We start from the raw sequence: 16,178 nt of genomic DNA on the forward strand, positions 1-16,178 counted from the left end.
CCCAATGCCGTTGTCTTTGCCGTGGGCGTAGGCTGCTTGGCAGTGGGTCCCGGGGGTGGTTCGGGTGGCTGCGAGCGTGTCTGACTTATCGGGTCTTGGCCTGTTGACCTGGGTGTATCCGCCAGGCTTGGTGGATCGGGTGGTGGCGGCATGCGGTCGTGCCGAGCAACGTCAGCGGCTGCTTCCCGCGCGGTTGGTGGTGTATTTCGTGCTGGCGTTGGCCCTCTTCTCGCCTGCCCCGTATCTGGAAGTGATGCGCCACCTCGTCGAGGGCTTGCGGGGGTTGGGGCTGCTGAGCAACTGGCTTGTTCCGGCGAAGTCCTCCCTGTTCAGGGCCCGGCAGCGGCTGGGCTCCGAACCCTTGCGGGTGCTGTTCGCCACGACCGCGAAGCCGATGGCGACCGAGGCGATGCCCGGCGCGTTCTGGCGGGGCCTGCGGCTGCTGGCCGTCGACGGCACCTGCTGGGACGTCGCGGACAGCGAAGCCAACGCGACCGCGTTCGGGCGGCCGGGCAGTGGCCGCGGGTCGGGCAGGAGCGCATTTCCGCAGGTGCGGATGGCGGCGTTGGTGGAGATCGGCAGTCATGCGGTGCTGGACGCGGAACTGGCCGGCTGCCGCACCGGGGAAGTCACTCTGGTGAGCCGCCTGCCGCGTTCGACCGGCCCGGGCCAACTCGTCCTGGCCGATCGCGAGTTCCTCGGCGTCCCGTTGTGGCGGGCGTTCACCGCCACCGGTGCCGACCTGCTGTGGCGGGTGCCCGCCAACCGCGTCCTGCCCGTGATCAAGCAGTTCCGCGACGGGTCCTGGCTCTCACACATCAGAGCAAGCAGCGGTCCGGCCCGCAAGGAGCCGGTCGTGGTCCGTGTCCTGGCCTACCGGCTCAAGGGCCGGTCCGGTCAGGGTGAGAGCGACGGTTATCGCCTGGTCACCACCCTGTTGGACGCCCGTCGGTATCCGGCCCGGCAGTTGGCCGCGCTCTACCGCGAACGCTGGGAGATCGAGTCCGTGTTCGCCGAGATCAAAACCCATCAGCGCGGTCCACGCGTCGTGCTCAGCAGCAAAACACCCGACGGCGTCCGCCAGCAGATCTGGGCACACCTGCTGGTCCACCACGCGCTGCGGGAACTCATGCTGAGAACGGCCGCCACCCGCGGCCTGGACCCCGACCGGGTCTCCTTCACCGAAACCCTGCGTTCCGCCCGGCGCAGCGTGACCGTCACGCCGGGCAGTTTTTCCCCCTGACCTCCTGGTCAGGGCACTGGTGATGCTGGAGCAGGACCTCCTGGAACGGCTCCTGCCCGTCAGGCGCCTCCGCAGCCAGCCCCGCGTCGTGAAACGCAAGATGTCCAACTACCACCTCAAACGACCTGAACACCGTGCCTGGCCACAGCCGACCCGCACCGGACCTCAAGCCGTTCTCATCACAAGACCCCAACCCGCAAGCCCGTAACGCAACGGCATTGCGTCTAAACCCCGCCCCCAACGCCGACCAACTCGTCATAGGCGCTCCCAGAGCAACCGGTCGACCCCATTCACTCCAGCGACCTCACTTTGCCGATGACTTGCGGCGGCTGATCGTGCCCGAAGCAGAACAACAGCACGCCCGCGAAGCGGTTGGCCAGGTCGCGCTGTACGGCGCTGTGGATCGATGACCGGTCCTTCCGCGGCAGGCGACCGGCGAGAGCTCCAGGCTGCTGCTGGGCCGCCACTGGGGCGTGGGAGCGCCTACCGCACCGGGGGTGCGGCGGCCGTAGGTGGCATCGGCTCGTGGCTCGAGTCAGTCAGCCTGGAGCAGGGCGTGCAGCTCGGCGGTGTCGATGATGTGGGCCCGTGACGGGAAGACTTTGTGGAGCAGGACGTTGTGGACTTCGGTGTCTGGGTCGGCGACGCCGTCGGACAGGACGTAGAGCCGGTAGTCGAGGTCGGCCGCGTCGATGACGGTGGACAGGACGACGCCGCTGGTACTGATGCCGGAGACAACCAGAGTGGTGATGCCGCGCTCGCGCAGCTGCTGGTCGAGGTCGGTGGTGGACATGCCGCCGTATCGGATCTTGCGCACGGTGATGTCGCCGTCCTGGGGAGCCAGGCGCTCGTGGATGGCGGTGGCAGGGTCCTCATGGTGCATGACGCGGTGCTGGGCCAGCGGGGCGAAGGACTTGTTGACGGCCGGGACCGCGTCCCAGTCAGCCTCGGTGAAGCCGACGCGTACGTAGGCAATGGTGCCGCCGTATGCGCGAACGTCGGCGATGGCCCCTGCCACACGATCGAGCAGGGCCTTGCGGTCCCCGTCTTCGGGCAGAACGGCCAGGATCACGGGCTGGTAGTCCATCACGAGAAGTGCGGTGTGCGTGGGGTCAAGTGCGGGGGCGGTGCTCACGCGAGGGGTCCTCCTGGCTGGCGGTGTGTCTGATCGGCGCGGCCGTGCACCGGCGGACCAGCTGCGCCCTGTGGGCTTCAGTGGGAAGTTGCGGTGTGTCATGAGTGGCTGCGGGACAGTTCCGGCTCGTGTCGCGACGTCTGGTCGTGTCGGGGCAGCAGCAGCGGGCTGGTGAGGATGAGCAGTCCCGCGACCGTGAGAGCGGTGCGTGGGCTGGTGACGTCGGCGAGCAGCCCGCCGAGCGCGGTGAAGACGGCGATGGACGCCTGCTGGCCGATCGACCAGGCCGACAGGGTGCGGGCGACGAGATGTTTGGGGGTGTGTTCGAGCCGGTAGGTGGCGAGTACCGGGGTGAACAGGCTCATGTTGATGATGATCGCCAGCTCGACGGCCATGACGGTGGCGAGGCCGACGACGCCGGGACGGACGAAGGCCAGGCCGATCAGCCAGACGGCGCGCAGGGTGCCGACGGTCCGGAAGACCTTGTGCCGGCCATAGCGGGCCACGACGCGGGGGGCCAGCCGGGAGCCGATGAGCCCGCCGACACAGGGGGCGGCGAAGGCCAGGCCGTACTGCCAGGGCGGGAACCCGAGCTGGCGGAGCAGGAGCACGGCCAGCAGCGGCTCGGTGGCCATGATCAGACCGGCGACGAGCATGTTGTTGAGGTAGAGCGCCCGCAAGCCGGAATCGCCCAGGATGTGGCGCCAGCCGTCAAGCAATGCGCCCGCACGGACCGGGCTCTTGCCGGTCGTTTCCGGTGCTTCCTCCCGGCCACGGATCGCGGTGATGCCCAGCGCGGAGAACAGGTAGCTGAGGGCGTCGGCCACCACGGTGGTGACCGGCCCGAACAGGCCGATCGCCGCCCCGCCCAGCGGCGGCCCGACCGCGATGGAGCTCCAGTTCGTGGACTCGAACCGAGCGTTGGCCACGAGCAGGTCGTCCGGCCGGACGAGGGCCTTGAGGTAGGCGCCGCTCGCCGCGTTGAAGGCGATCTTGGCTGCGGCGACCATGGCCGAGACAAGGAGCAGCTGGACAAAGCTGAGCCGGCCGAAGGCGTAGGCGACCGGGATCGTCGCCATGACCGCGAACCGGGTCAGGTCCATCGCGATCATGACTGGGCGCTTGCGCCGAAACTCCACCCACGGCGCGAGTGGCAGTGCGATCAGCGCGCCCACCGCGGGCCCCACCGCGGAGAGCGCGGACACCTCGGCGGGGCCGGCATGCAACGCCAGCACGGCGATCAGCGGGAATGCCCCGAACCCCAGCCCCGACCCGTAGGCGCTCACCGCGTATGCCGCCCACAACCAGCCGAACCGCTGGCCCAACGGTCTCCTGCCCACCATGCGCAGCGCTCCCACCTGAACAAACCGACGTTGACCCGTGAGAGCTAAGCGAGCAACACAACAGCAGGTCAAACAACTGCACTGCCGGTTATCCACAACCATTCGTTGTTCACTAAGGTGACCGACGTGGATCCCGAAGCAGTACGTACCTTCGTCGCCGTTGCGGAAGCGGGCCAGTTCCAGAAAGCCGCTGCCGACCTGTCGATCACCCAGCAGGCTGTCTCCAAGCGCATCGCCGCACTGGAGCGCAGCCTCGGCGTGCGGTTGTTCACCCGCGCCCCCCGCGGCGCCGAACTCACCATCGACGGGCAGGCGTTCCTGCCCCACGCACGTGAGCTGCTGCGCGTCGCCGAGCGCGCGGTCACGTCCGTGCGCCCCGGCCGCCGTCCGCTGCGCGTCGACGTGATCGCTTCGCGCGGCGCGCAGTCGGGCCTCATGCGCGGCTTCCACCGCGCGTACCCCGACATCGACCTCGACGTGGTCATGCTGTTCGAGATCGAGACGGTCATCACCGCCATCCGGTCCGGCGCGATCGATGCATCCTTCCGCGCCGTCGCCGCACCCGGCCAGCCCCTTCCCGAGGACATCGAGTCCGTCCGCGTGCTCGACGAGCCGCTCCAGCTCCTCACCGGCCCCGCCCACACGCTGGCGGGCGCCCGGTCGGTGACCCTCGCTCAGCTCGCCGGGCACCGGATCTGGATGCCCGGCATCGTCCCCGGCACCGAGTGGGCCGCCTACTACCACGACCTCGTCGCGGAGTTCGGCCTCACCATCGAGGCGACCGGCCCCAACTTCGGCTCCGACGCACTCCTCGACACCATCTCCGACACCCCGGCCCTGGCCACCCTCATGGGCGGGCACACCCGCCTCATCTGGCCCACCGGCCACGACCTGCGCCGCATCCCGGTGACCGACCCGACGCCCGTCTACCCGCACTCGCTCCTCTGGCACCGCGACAACCCCCACCCAGCGCTGGCCACCCTCCGCGCCCACCTCGCCGCCACAGCGGCCGGCCACGACGCCGCCGGGACCTGGGCACCGGACTGGGTGATTCCGCGCTGAACGGCCTCGCCCGCGCAGCCGGCCCTGCCGGGACGCAGGCGGTCAACGGCGGGCGCCGCCGGGGCGAGCAGGCTGGTCAGCTCGGAGATCGCATCGGGGGAAGCGCCGCTACCGGTCCATTTTCAGCCGTCGCCGACCGTGCGGGACAACAGCAGACGGGACGGCGGCAGGGAGGACTGTGGTTCCGTCGAACCGATCAGTGCGGTCGCCGGCCCTCAGGCTCAGACGAAGGGAGAGAGCCCAGCGCTCTCAAGGTGATCAAGCAGTCCTGAAGACATGCGTCCGGCGAGGATCGGTCCGAACGAAAGAACGAACCCTCGCCCAAGACTCCACCGGAGACCATCACCATCCACCGTGCACCCGGGATCCGCTCGCCGTCAGCCTTGAAAACCACCCAGCACCCCTGCTCGACCAGCCATTCCATGGGCTCCACGACACCCATCCCCTCCCCCGTAGATCTCGCCACCACCAACCACCAACCACCAAGTGACCGATGGTGCCGCCCCTGGACCGTGCAGGGGTGGCCAAGAGTCGACGAGACGCCGTCGCTAGTCAGCTACCACCTGCGCAAGTCGGCCAAGCACGGCTTTGCTGCCCAGGCGAGCGGCCAGGGAGCCGACGGTCGCGAGCGGTGGCGGCAGGCGGCTTCCAAAGAGGGATGGGGTTTTACCGACTCTGATTTCCCGGACACGCCCGAGGGCGCGTTGTCCGCTCTGACCATCCCAGGCTGCTCCCCAGTAGCAGGTCAGAAGGGGCGCTACTCCCCGGAGGGACACCCCTTCTGCGCGATCTTGTCTCACCCTGGCTCGCGGGTTTCCCACCCCTGACCAGCATGTGCGGCCAACCCGCGGCCAGGATTCACAGCCCCTCCGCCGGCTCACCAGCGGTGTCGGGAAGGTCGTCGTCGTGGGTGTCGGCTATGAGCTCGGCGAGGGTGAAGTGGGCTTCGTCAGCCCTCGACCATCGGTCCTTGACACGCACGTAGTAGCTGCGTTCGGAGACGCGGAAGACCTGTCTTTTCTGGCGTCGGATCCCCGCTGCGGAGTAGACCTTTTTGAAGGTGTCCACGATGCGCAGCATCGCGGCCAGAGCTTCAACGGGCCTTGACCCCTGATTTTGGACACACGAGACACTGGATCCTGAGGATCTGAGAACGGACATCTCGTGGCCATGAAGAACTATCCGCCGGAGTTCAAGGCGGACGCGGTCGCGCTGTACCAGTCGCGGCCCGAGGCGACGATCCGGCAGGTTGCCGCTGATCTGGGGATCAATCCCGAGACCCTGCGCAACTGGGTCCGGGCAGCCGGCGCGAGCCGACCGCGGGGACGCCGGTCAGAGGCACCCTCCGAGCCGCCGCGCCTCTGGAGGCGGAGAACGCCGCTCTGCGCAAGAAGGTCCGTGAGCTGGAGGAAGAACGCGAGATCCTGCGCAAGGCGGCCAGGTATTTCGCCGGGGAGACACGCTGGTGAACCGCTTCCAGTTCGTCGCCGACCACCAGCGCCACTACGGCGTGAAGCGGCTGTGCACCATCCTCAACGTCGCCCGCTCCAGCTTCTACTACTGGCGCCGGACCGCCGAGGATCGGGCTGCCCGCCGGGCCGCCGACGGCCGCCTGGCCACCCGGATACGGGCCGTGCACCACGAATCGGGCGGCACCTACGGCGTCCCGAGGATCACCGCCGAACTCCGCGAGACGGGCGAGCGCATCAACCACAAGCGGATCGCCCGGGTGATGCGGAGCATCGGCCCGGCCGGAGTGCGGCTGCGGCGCAGGCACCGCACCACGACCGCGGACCCGGCCGCAGCGAAGGCCCCGGACCTGATCGGCCGCGACTTCAGCGCGAGTGAGCCGAACACGAAGTACGTCGGCGACATCACCTATCTCCCGCTGGAGGGCGGGAGGTTCCTCTACCTGGCCACCGTGATCGACCTCGCCTCGCGCCGTCTGGCCGGCTGGGCGATCGCGGATCACATGCGCACCGATCTCGTCACCGACGTCCTGGCTGCCGCCGAACGCACCCGCGGCAGTCTCGCCGGAGCGGTCATGCACACCGACCACGGAGCCCAGTACACCAGCCGGGTCTTCGCCGAAGCCTGCCGCCAGGCCGGCATCCGCCAGTCGATGGGCGCGATCGGATCCAGCGCGGACAATGCACTCGCCGAGTCCTTCAACGCGACGTTCGAACGCGAGACGCTCCAGGGCCGCGAGCACTGGTCCAGCGAGCGAGAGGCTCGCCTCGACGCGTTCGGCTGGCTGCACCGCTACAATACCCGCCGCCGTCACTCCCGCCTCGGACACCGCAGCCCGATCACCTACGAAGCAGCGTCCCGAACAACACCAACTACGCTGACCCCAGCCGCATGACCCGTGTCCAGAACTCGGGGTCAAGGCCCGAGGAAGAGATCGCCCAGGCAATGGACCACCTCGTCCCGCTCTCCGGGTAACGTCCAGGCATGAGTCATCCGCACCCCGAGCTGAAAGCCGCTCCGCCCCTTCCTGAAGGAGGGCTGCGGGTCATCGCCCTGGGCGGCCTGGGCGAGATCGGCCGCAACATGACCGTCTTCGAGCACGCCGGCAAGCTGCTCATCGTCGACTGCGGCGTACTGTTCCCCGAAGAGACCCAGCCCGGCGTAGACGTAATCCTTCCGGACTTCACCTCCATCCGGGACCGGCTGGACGACATCGTGGCCGTGGTCCTCACCCACGGCCACGAGGACCACATCGGCGGCGTGCCCTACCTGCTGCGCGAGCGGTCCGACATTCCCATCGTCGCCTCCAAGCTGACGCTGGCGTTCCTGGAGGCCAAGCTCAAGGAACACGGCATCCGGCCGCGCACGGTGCGCGTGCGGGAGGGCGACCGGCGCAGCTTCGGGCCCTTCGACTGCGAGTTCGTGGCGGTCAACCACTCCATCCCGGACGGCCTTGCGGTCGCGATCCGCACCGGCGCCGGGATGGTGCTGCACACCGGCGACTTCAAGATGGACCAGTTCCCTCTCGACGACCGCATCACCGATCTGCGTGCCTTCGCCCGCCTCGGCGAGGAGGGCGTGGACCTGTTCCTCACCGACTCCACCAACGCCGAAGTACCCGGCTTCACCACCTCCGAGCGCGAGCTGAACCCGGCGATCGAGCAGGTGCTGCGCACCGCACCGCGCCGGGTCATCGTCTCCAGCTTCGCCAGCCATGTGCACCGCATCCAACAGGTCCTGGACGCCGCCCACCAGCACGGCCGCAAGGTCGCCTTCGTCGGCCGGTCGATGGTCCGCAACATGGGAATCGCCCGTGACCTGGGCTATCTGAAGGTCCCCTCCGGCCTGGTCGTGAGCACGAAGGAGCTGGAGAAGCTCCCGGACCACAAGATCACTCTGGTGTGCACCGGCTCCCAGGGCGAACCGATGGCCGCGCTGTCACGGATGGCCAACCGCGACCACCAGATCCGTATCGGCAAGGGCGACACCGTCCTGCTCGCCAGCTCCCTCATCCCCGGCAACGAGAGCGCCATCTACCGCGTCATCAACGGGCTTACCCGGTGGGGCGCCCACGTGGTCCACAAGGGCAACGCCAAGGTCCACGTCTCCGGGCACGCCAGCGCCGGCGAACTCGTCTACTGCTACAACATCGTCAAACCCCGCAATGTCATGCCTGTGCACGGCGAATGGCGCCACCTGCAGGCCAACGGCGACCTCGCCATCCGTACCGGTGTCGACCCGGACCGGGTCGTCATCGCCGAGGACGGCGTCGTCATTGACCTCGTCGACGGCCGCGCGTCCATCACCGGGAAGGTCCCCGCAGGCTACGTCTACGTGGACGGGATGGAGGTCGGCGGCGTCACCGAAGCCTCCCTCAAGGACCGCCGCACGCTTGGGGAAGAGGGTGTGGTCACGGTGGTGGCGATCGTCGACGCCGACACCGGCGCCCTCGCCGAAGCCCCCGACTTCCTGGCCCGCGGCTTCGCCCACGACGACACCACCTTCGAGCCGGTCATCCCCGTCATCGAGAAGACCCTGGCCACCGCCGCCGACGAAGGCATCGGAGACGCGATCCAACTCGAACAGCTCATCGCCCGCGCCGTGGCGAACTGGGCGTTTCGCACCCACCGCCGCAGGCCCCTCATCATCCCCGTCATCATCGACGCCTGAGCCCGGCAGCACGGCCCCCTGACTGCCGTGCCCGGCCTCGTGAGCATCGAAGCCGGGCACGGCAGTCAGCAGCCGCCCGAGGAGTCGCCACGCAGTCGGTCGCAGCCGATGGCGCTCGGACAGCGAAGGGGTGACATTGCCACCTGCTCCATCCTGGCGGGCGCGGCACGGCGGCGGAACTCGTTCGTACGGATCTCACTCGAGTGTGTGCCGGGTCCCGGTGGGCCCGGCACATCTATTCGCTCAGTGGGAGTCGTTACTGACTTCGGCTCGTTAGGGTGATCTTTCTCGAAGGCCCTGATGAGCCGGGAGTGTTGTCTGTATCCCGTGATGTATGAGGTATGCGGATGGGGGCGGGCTGACCCGTGCGGGACGTCGACGCCGGGAGACGGTCCGGATACAGGCGGCCGAGCTGTTCGAGCAGAACATCAAGTCGCCGGATATTGCACGGCGCCTGCGGGTGAGCCTGAAGTCGGCCTACCAGTGGTACCAGCTGTGGCGGGACGGTGGCGTGCAGGCTCTGGCCTCTCGTGGCCCGAGCGGATCGCGATGCCGCCTGTCCCCGCGCTGCCTGGAAAAGCTGGCCGCGTATCTCGATGAAGGGCCAGCCGCGCACGGCTGGGTGGAGGACCAGGTGTGGACCGCGGCGAGGGTGGCCACGCTGATCGGCAGGAAGTTCCACGTCTCCTACAGCGTCTCGGGTGCCACCCGGCTGATGCACCGGCTCGGCTTCAGCCCGCAGATCCCCGTACGGCGGGTGGCCGAGCGCGACGAGCAGGCTGTCACCGTCTGGAAGGAGGCGACCTGGGCGGAGGTAAAAGAGCCGGGCGGCCTGCGGAGGCTGCATCTGCTTCGAGGACGAAGCCGGGTTCACGCGGCGGCCGCCCAGAGGACGGACCTGGGGCCGGCGCGGCCGCACCCCGGTCGTGACCATCAGCGGACGCCGCTCGGGACGGCTGTCGGTGCCCGGGCTGATCGCCATGCAGCCCGGCTCCCGGACCCGGCTGTGCCACCGTCTGCGCACTCACCCTGCGGGCAAAGGCAAGCGCCGCAGTATGGGCGAGCGCGACTTCATCGCGTTGATCGACGGCACCCATCACCTCGTCAAGGCGCCGATCGTGCTGGTCTGGGACCGGCTCAACACTCATGTCTCCCATGCCATGGGTGAGTTGATCGCCGAGCATGAGTGGCTGACGGTGTTCCTGCTGCCGCGTACTCGCCGGACCTGAACCCCGTCGAGGGGGGTATGGGCCCACGTCAAGCGCAGCCTGGCCAACCTCGCCGTGGTCTCCCTCGACCGGCTCGAAATCCTGGTCCGCAACCGGCTCAAACGCCTCCAGTACCGGCCCCACACCCTCGACGGCTTCATAGCCGGCACCGGCCTGATCCTCGGCAATCCAGCGTCACCTTGACGAGCCGAAGTCAGTAAGTTGACACACCCGTTGGCCGCCTGAAAGATCTCCACGGCGTGAGGGGATTGACACCCTCCGGGCTCACCCCCAGGTCCCGGGCGACCTCGGTGACCGTCTTGTCCGACGACAGCGCCGGCGCGACGGCATCCCACTTGAACTCCGCCGTGTATCGCTCGCTCGTATTGCTCTTCTTGCTCACTACCTGTGACTGCTTCCTCCGGAACCTTCCGTCCCGGTATCAAGCTGTCCAGGTCAAAGGGGGAGCTTCACTACGGGCCAGAGCCTGATTCAAGACACTCCCCGTACTGGCGCCCTGACTGCGTGACGGGCCGATCGCGGCCCGACGGCCCGGATCGTGTTCGTGGGCATCGGATCCGGGGCGCGCCGGACGGTCTGTCCGGCCAGCCCCGGTCAGTGCAGGGCCGGCCGGTGGGCCGAGACGGTGCGAAGGTACTCGCGGTGTGCCCCGGTTCGTTCAGCTCAGGCGCCACTGCTGGTTGGCGCCCCCGTTGCAGTCCCACAGCTCCAGCTGCGTGCCGTTGACGTTGCCGGCCGGCTGGTCGCCGCCGGTGACGTCGAGGCACAGGCCGGACTGGACGCCGGTGATCGTGCCGTCGGCGTTCAGGCGCCACTGCTGGTTCGTGCCGCTGCCGCAGGTCCACAGTTCGACCTTGGTGCCCGCGGTGGTCGCGGCGCCGGTGGCGTCCAGGCACTGCGTGCCTCCGTACAGCCGCAGTTCGCCGGCTGCGGTCAGGGTGGCCTTCTGGTTGGCGCCGCCGTTGCAGTCCCAGATCTCGATCTTCGTGCCGGGCGCGGTCTGGTTGTCGAACGCGTCGAGGCAGCGGCCGGAGGAGGCGCCGACGAGGGCGTGCGTGGTGCCGGTGCTGGTGGCCGAGCCGGTGGACACCCGGAACAGGACCGTGCCGTGGCCGGGCACGGTGGCCGAGATCGCACCGCTGGTGGTGGTCTTCACATGCGACCACAGGTTGTCCAGGCTGTAGCCGGCGGGCGAGGCGGGCAGGCCGACCGCCGACGCGGTCGTGGAGATGGTGGCCGCGCCGGAGTTCTCGTTGAACAGCGCCACCGACACGTCGCCGCCGGCCAGCGGTTTGGCCAGGACGTTCAGGCCTCCGGCGGAGGATACCTGCACCCCCTGCTTGCCGAGCGCGTCCTGGTCGACCGCGACGACGTCCCGGTCCCCGAGGATGGACGCTGTGGCGGCAGTGGAGTTGGGCAGGTCGTTGCCCGTGATCAGCGGGGCCGCCATCTCGGCCCAGAGGCTGAACTCGCTGCGGTCCTCGGTGAACGACATGCCGCCGTTGCCGACCTCGAGCATGTCGGGATCATTCCAGCCACCGGGGCCGGCGTACTGCGCCAGCTTGACGTTGGCGTGAAAGATCGACAGCAGGGAACCGTAGCTGTCGTTGATGTCGCCGGTGGTGCGCCACATGTTGCCCACGCCCGCACCCCACGTCCACACGTTGTCCACGCCCCACTCGCACAGGCTGAACACAATGGCTCGGCCGCTGCCTGCCAGGGCGTCGCGCATGGTGGTGTCGCGCTGCTGGGCCGAGGTCCCGTCGTCGTTGCAGTTGTCGTACTTGAGCAGGTCCACGCCCCAGGAGGCGAAGCTCTTTGCGTCGGTCTGCTCGTGGCCGAGGCTGCCGGGGTAGCCGGCGCAGGTCTTCGTGCCCGCGCTCTCGTAGATGCCCAGCTTCAGGCCCTTGCCGTGCACGTACGCAGCGGTGCCGCTGATGCCGTTCGGGAACTTGACGGGGTCCGGCACGAGACGGCCGGCGGAGTCGCGGCTGCCGGCCATCCAGCAGTCGTCGATGTCGACGTAGGTGTAGCCGGCCGCGGCCAGCCCGGAGGAGACCAGGTAGTCGGCGACGGATTCGACCTTCTGCTCGGTGACGTTGCATCCGAACTTGTTCCAGCTGTTCCAGCCCATCGGCGGGGTCAGGGCCAGCCCATTGGGCAGCGCGTCGGCCTGTGGTGCGGCGCCCAGGACCCAGGCGGCTGGAGCGATGAGCAGGGCCAGGACGGTGCCGACCGCGGTACCGGTGCGCCTGCGGGCGGGCTTGTGGCGGCTGCCGGTGCGGGCCGAGACGTACTCAGGGTGGAATGCGCGGCGTGTCCGGAGTGTGCGGGCCATGTGGAGCGTGCGGGGCATGTGGAGGCGCACGTTGTCCTTCTTTCGGATGGGGGTTACCCAATGGGCACTCAGGCTCGCGGACAGGCTTGAGTGACCCCGCGTCAGGTGTGAGAACAGCCGAAGGGGATGACAAAGACGCATGACGGGTAAGGGTGGAAAGTTTTGGATTCTGTGCGAATGACGGGCCATACCGTCGCAGTCCACACAGGCTCCGTCAAGGGTGTACACAGCAACCGGAGCGAAACTCTGGTGCCGGTGCTCATCGGCGTCGTCGTCGACCAGGCCGTGAGCAGCGGCGACAGCAGTCGGCTGCTGCTGTGGCCGGCCGTCCTCACCGTCCTCCGCATCTGCCTGTCATGGAGTTTCCGGCTGGGCGCCCGGGCCGGCGAACGCGGCGCGCCGCATGGCGAACACTGCGCGCCGCGGAGACCGCCCACGACTGCGCCTCGGCCGTCGGCCGGGAACTCGATTCTCCGGCCGGAGCGGAGCAGGGACGGCTGCGCGGCGCGCTCGCGTACGTCCTCCCCCACCGGCTCGTCAGGGCGCCGATCGTGCTGGTCTGGGACCGCCTGAACACCCACGTCTCCCACGCCATACGCGAGCTGATCACCGAGCCTGCATGGCTCACGGTGTTCCTGCCGCCTGCCTACTCGCCCGACCTCAACCCCGTCGAGTGGGTCTGGGCCCACGCCAAACGCAGCCTGGCCAACCTCGCCGTCGTCGCCCTCGACCGACTCGAGACCCTCGTCCGCAACCGGCTCAAGCGCCTGCAATACCGGCCCGACACCCTCGACGGCTTCATAGCCGGCACCGGCCTGACCCTCGACGCCCCAACGTCACCCTGACGAGCCGAAGTCAGTAACAACGGGTGAGTTGAGAATGCCGATGATGGAGCCGCCCCAGCGCTGGAGCCGTCCAGGGTCGGGGGAGCCGTTGGCAGCCTCGGTTTCCAGGCGCGTGGCAAGCTGGGTGAACTCGAGGACGTCGTCTTCCGGCAATTCCAGTACTGGTGCGGCCTGGCGCAGGGCGCGGCCGCGACGCCCGTCCCTTCCTCCTTCACTCCAGCCAAGGGACATGGGCAGAGCAGCCGCAACGGGGATGTCAGCAGGCCGACCACGGCAAAACGGCGTGGTGACCTGCGCGGACACGGGGACGATCCTGCAGCCGCGCAACAGCAGGCGCAACTCCCTAGCGCAACAGATAGGCGCAACCCTTGCCGCAGCCCCGTGCTCCTGGTCAACCGGAACGACCGCTCACGCGGCCGGACAGCTCCGTGGGCGCGAGCGAGGTGGCTCAGCTCCGACCGTGCCGCCGGTACCGAGGGGACGGCCTCCCAGTAGGGATGCCACCACAGCCGTACGAACAGGCGGCCGCCACGGGGCGCGGCCGACCGGAGCCGTAGGCATGACGACATGCGCGCAGCGGCCCCAGGTAACGAGGCCTGGGGCCGCTGCTGTCGTACGGGGCGGGGTGCCCCCTTCATCCCTCCTAGGGCCTGTGTGATGTCGTGATCAATCTTGCCGATCCGGGCCCCTCGGGAAGGGGGATCCGGTAGGAAGACGATCGTGACACGCAGGCAACTCACCGACGAGCAGTGGAAGTTGATCGAGCCGTTCCTGCCGATAGGCGAGTACGGGCCGTACCCCGAGCGGCTGCGGGATCAGTTCGAGGGGGTGATCTGGCGGTTCCGCACCAGCAGCCAGTGGCGGGAGATGCCCGGCGAGTTCGGCCCGTGGCCGACGGTCTACGGCCGCTTTCGGGTGGGGAGGGACGCCGGCGTCTTCACCGCACTGCTCGAAGGCCTGATCGCCGAGGCCGCCCGCCAGGGACAGACGGACTTATCCCTGGTCAGCGTGGACTCCACCACGGCCCGCGCCCACCACGACGCCGCCGGGATGCGCATCGGCAAGGAGGTCATGGACGCCCTTGAAGAAGCCGCCATCGAGCAGGAGCGGGCCCGAGAAAAAGGGGCGGCCCGCCAGAACAGAACGGACAGCACGGCAGTGACGACCCCGGTCAGGAAGAACGACGGCGCATCAGGCGACGGCGCAAGCTCCGCTTGAACCAGGCCCTGCTCGGCAGATCTCGCGGTGGACTGACGAGCAAGATTCATCTCGCTGCAGACCGCAAGTGCCGTCCGTTGTCCCTCGTCCTGACCGCAGGACAGGCCGCCGACAGCCCGCAGTTCGTCCCCGTGCTGCAGAAGGTGCGCATCCGTCTTCCCGTCGGCCGGCCCCGAACCCGGCCCGACGCTGTCGCCGCGGACAAGACACCCCATGCAGCTATCGGGTCAAGCGGCTGCGGCGAGTGGTGATGGTTTCGGTGGGGCGAATGCGATCGCCTCGTTGAACCTCTGGCGGGTGGTCAGGCAGTGGTGGAGCTGGCCGAGCATGCGGTTGAAAAGGTTTCGGAGAGCCGCGTAGTAGCGATCGCCGGTCTCCCGTCGGCGGTTGTAGTGGTCGTGGGCGCCGATTGAGGCAGTGAGCGCGGCGAAAGCCCAGTGCCGTCCGGTTGCGGCCAGGCGGCTGTTCTTGATCCGGCGGTGGCTGACGCGGCGGCTTTTGCCGGACTCGCGCGTCACGGGGGCACTTCCGGCGTAAGCCTTCAAATCGCGGGCTGTGTCAAACCGAGTGCGGTCGTCGCCAATTTCGGCGAGGAGCCGGGCGCCGGTCAGCGCGGCGAGACCCGGGAAGCTCGTGATGATCTCCGCGTCGGGGTGCTGCAGGAAGAGCTCCTCGGTGGCGCTCGCCAGCTCATCACAGGCCTTGCAGGCGGCTTCGAGCTGGGCGAGCAAGGCAAGTGTTTGGTGTCCCATCGCCGCTTCCACCAAAGCTGGCTGACGAAGCCAGGTCCGGCGGAACACCTCGAGCAGGCGGTCGGTCTCGGCCTCGATCCGGCGCTGGCGGCCGGCCTGTTTGACGGCGGCTTTGAGCTTGCTGCGGGCGAGCTTGGCGGCTTTGGCCTGTGTGGGCGCGATCGCCAGGATCGCTCGAGCCTCTCGTGCCAGTAGCTTCTCGCGCTTGTCGGCAAACGCTTCAAGGACTGCCGGGTAGTACTCGCGCAGGTGCGAGCGCAGACGATTGTGGGCACGGGTGCGGTCCCAGACCGCGTCCTGCTGGGCTCTGGCTAGGACGGCGATCGCCTTGACCAGCTCAGTGTCGCCCGGCAGAGGACGGTGAAGCCCTGCGTCGGTCCGTAGGATGTTCGCCAGGACGACGGCGTCCTGGTGGTCGGACTTTTTGCGGGAGACGGAGTGCCGGTCCCGGTAGCGTGCCACGGCCATTGGGTTGATCGCGAACACTTGGCGCCCGGAGGCCCGCAGACAGGCCACCATGAGTCCGCGCGAGGTCTCGATCGCGATCGGGATCGGATCGTCGGGAGTGTCGCCGTGTTCGGCGAGCAGACGGAGCAGGTCCTGGAAGCCCGCCGCGTCGTCGCTGACCCTGAGCTTGCCGAGCAGGCGAGCGTCGGAGTCAACCACCGCCACGTCATGATGGTCTTCGGCCCAGTCGATTCCGCAGGTCACCTGCATGCACGCCTCTTTTCGATACGTCGCTGTCCGCCGGCGTCGAGCCGCGGCAGGACCACTCGGCGACCTAATAGAAGCGCTCGCCGGCGCACCACCCCATCAGCCGTCCGTGGCCCCAGCTGTTCTCAGGGTCCTCGCTCTCGTGAAGAGCTCCACGAC

General features: G+C 68.6%; 11 protein-coding genes and 5 pseudogenes. 8 read left to right on the forward strand and 8 right to left on the reverse strand.

Annotation, left to right across the window (positions count from 1 at the left end; all coding sequences use genetic code 11):
- The first annotated feature begins 76 nt into the window (after nucleotides 1–76).
- The gene (locus tag N4G66_RS37620; RefSeq protein ID WP_261708798.1) at nucleotides 77–1,243 is read left to right on the forward strand and encodes an IS4 family transposase; all 1,167 of its coding nucleotides are present in this window, start codon (nucleotides 77–79) and stop codon (nucleotides 1,241–1,243) included.
- A 290-nt stretch (nucleotides 1,244–1,533) separates the two neighbouring features.
- Here the strand turns inward: N4G66_RS37620 and N4G66_RS37625 are convergent, their stop codons facing one another.
- The 3 genes from N4G66_RS37625 to N4G66_RS37635 form a co-directional block, all read right to left on the reverse strand.
- Entirely contained in the window at nucleotides 1,534–1,710 is a 177-nt protein-coding gene (locus N4G66_RS37625) for a hypothetical protein (protein ID WP_261708799.1), read from the reverse strand.
- A gap of 68 nt (nucleotides 1,711–1,778) precedes the next feature.
- Nucleotides 1,779–2,378 (reverse strand): cysteine hydrolase family protein, encoded by a 600-nt coding sequence (locus N4G66_RS37630; RefSeq protein WP_261708800.1) that lies wholly within the window; start codon nucleotides 2,376–2,378, stop codon nucleotides 1,779–1,781.
- 98 nt (nucleotides 2,379–2,476) lie between these two features.
- The gene (locus N4G66_RS37635) at nucleotides 2,477–3,721 is read right to left on the reverse strand and encodes an MFS transporter (RefSeq protein ID WP_261708801.1); all 1,245 of its coding nucleotides are present in this window, start codon (nucleotides 3,719–3,721) and stop codon (nucleotides 2,477–2,479) included.
- Between the two features lie 126 nt (nucleotides 3,722–3,847).
- Here N4G66_RS37635 and N4G66_RS37640 point away from each other — a divergent pair, with 126 nt between their 5' ends.
- Both N4G66_RS37640 and N4G66_RS37645 read left to right on the forward strand, forming a co-directional pair.
- Nucleotides 3,848–4,783: a LysR family transcriptional regulator gene (locus tag N4G66_RS37640; protein WP_261708802.1), complete on the forward strand. Its 936-nt coding sequence runs from the start codon at nucleotides 3,848–3,850 to the stop codon at nucleotides 4,781–4,783.
- A gap of 530 nt (nucleotides 4,784–5,313) precedes the next feature.
- A pseudogene (locus N4G66_RS37645) lies at nucleotides 5,314–5,487 on the forward strand (transcriptional regulator); the annotation flags it as partial.
- 154 nt (nucleotides 5,488–5,641) lie between these two features.
- Here N4G66_RS37645 and N4G66_RS37650 read toward each other — a convergent pair.
- Nucleotides 5,642–5,851, reverse strand: a complete 210-nt coding sequence (locus tag N4G66_RS37650) for a hypothetical protein (RefSeq protein WP_261708803.1) — start codon at nucleotides 5,849–5,851, stop codon at nucleotides 5,642–5,644.
- A gap of 96 nt (nucleotides 5,852–5,947) precedes the next feature.
- Between N4G66_RS37650 and N4G66_RS37655 the strand changes: the two are divergent.
- From N4G66_RS37655 to N4G66_RS46260, 3 genes and pseudogenes are all read left to right on the forward strand, one after another.
- Nucleotides 5,948–7,148, forward strand: a pseudogene (locus N4G66_RS37655) (IS3 family transposase).
- Nucleotides 7,149–7,237: 89 nt separating this feature from the next.
- Nucleotides 7,238–8,923, forward strand: a complete 1,686-nt coding sequence (locus tag N4G66_RS37660) for a ribonuclease J (RefSeq protein ID WP_261708804.1) — start codon at nucleotides 7,238–7,240, stop codon at nucleotides 8,921–8,923.
- A 334-nt stretch (nucleotides 8,924–9,257) separates the two neighbouring features.
- Nucleotides 9,258–10,335 (forward strand): annotated as a pseudogene (locus N4G66_RS46260) (IS630 family transposase).
- Nucleotides 10,336–10,345: 10 nt separating this feature from the next.
- Here N4G66_RS46260 and N4G66_RS37680 read toward each other — a convergent pair.
- Nucleotides 10,346–10,534 (reverse strand): transposase, encoded by a 189-nt coding sequence (locus tag N4G66_RS37680; RefSeq protein ID WP_261708806.1) that lies wholly within the window; start codon nucleotides 10,532–10,534, stop codon nucleotides 10,346–10,348.
- A gap of 276 nt (nucleotides 10,535–10,810) precedes the next feature.
- On the reverse strand, nucleotides 10,811–12,508 hold the full coding sequence (locus N4G66_RS37685; RefSeq protein WP_261708807.1) for a glycoside hydrolase family 27 protein: 1,698 nt from the start codon (nucleotides 12,506–12,508) through the stop codon (nucleotides 10,811–10,813).
- 509 nt (nucleotides 12,509–13,017) lie between these two features.
- Between N4G66_RS37685 and N4G66_RS37695 the strand changes: the two are divergent.
- Nucleotides 13,018–13,335, forward strand: a pseudogene (locus tag N4G66_RS37695) (transposase); the annotation flags it as partial.
- Here the strand turns inward: N4G66_RS37695 and N4G66_RS37700 are convergent.
- Entirely contained in the window at nucleotides 13,327–13,638 is a 312-nt protein-coding gene (locus N4G66_RS37700) for a hypothetical protein (RefSeq protein WP_261708809.1), read from the reverse strand. The pseudogene N4G66_RS37695 and the gene N4G66_RS37700 sit on opposite strands and share 9 nt — an antisense overlap.
- Before the next feature lie 417 nt (nucleotides 13,639–14,055).
- Between N4G66_RS37700 and N4G66_RS37705 the strand changes: the two are divergent.
- Nucleotides 14,056–14,759: pseudogene (locus N4G66_RS37705) on the forward strand (transposase); the annotation flags it as partial.
- A 21-nt stretch (nucleotides 14,760–14,780) separates the two neighbouring features.
- On the opposite strand, the gene N4G66_RS37710 reads toward N4G66_RS37705, so the two are convergent.
- Nucleotides 14,781–16,022 carry an IS110 family transposase gene (locus tag N4G66_RS37710; protein ID WP_261708810.1) on the reverse strand — a complete coding sequence of 414 codons (1,242 nt, stop codon included), beginning with the start codon at nucleotides 16,020–16,022 and terminating at the stop codon, nucleotides 14,781–14,783.
- Nucleotides 16,023–16,178: the final 156 nt, after the last annotated feature.

The organism is Streptomyces rhizosphaerihabitans (assembly GCF_025399795.1).
Taxonomy (GTDB): Bacteria; Actinomycetota; Actinomycetes; order Streptomycetales; family Streptomycetaceae; genus Streptomyces; species Streptomyces rhizosphaerihabitans.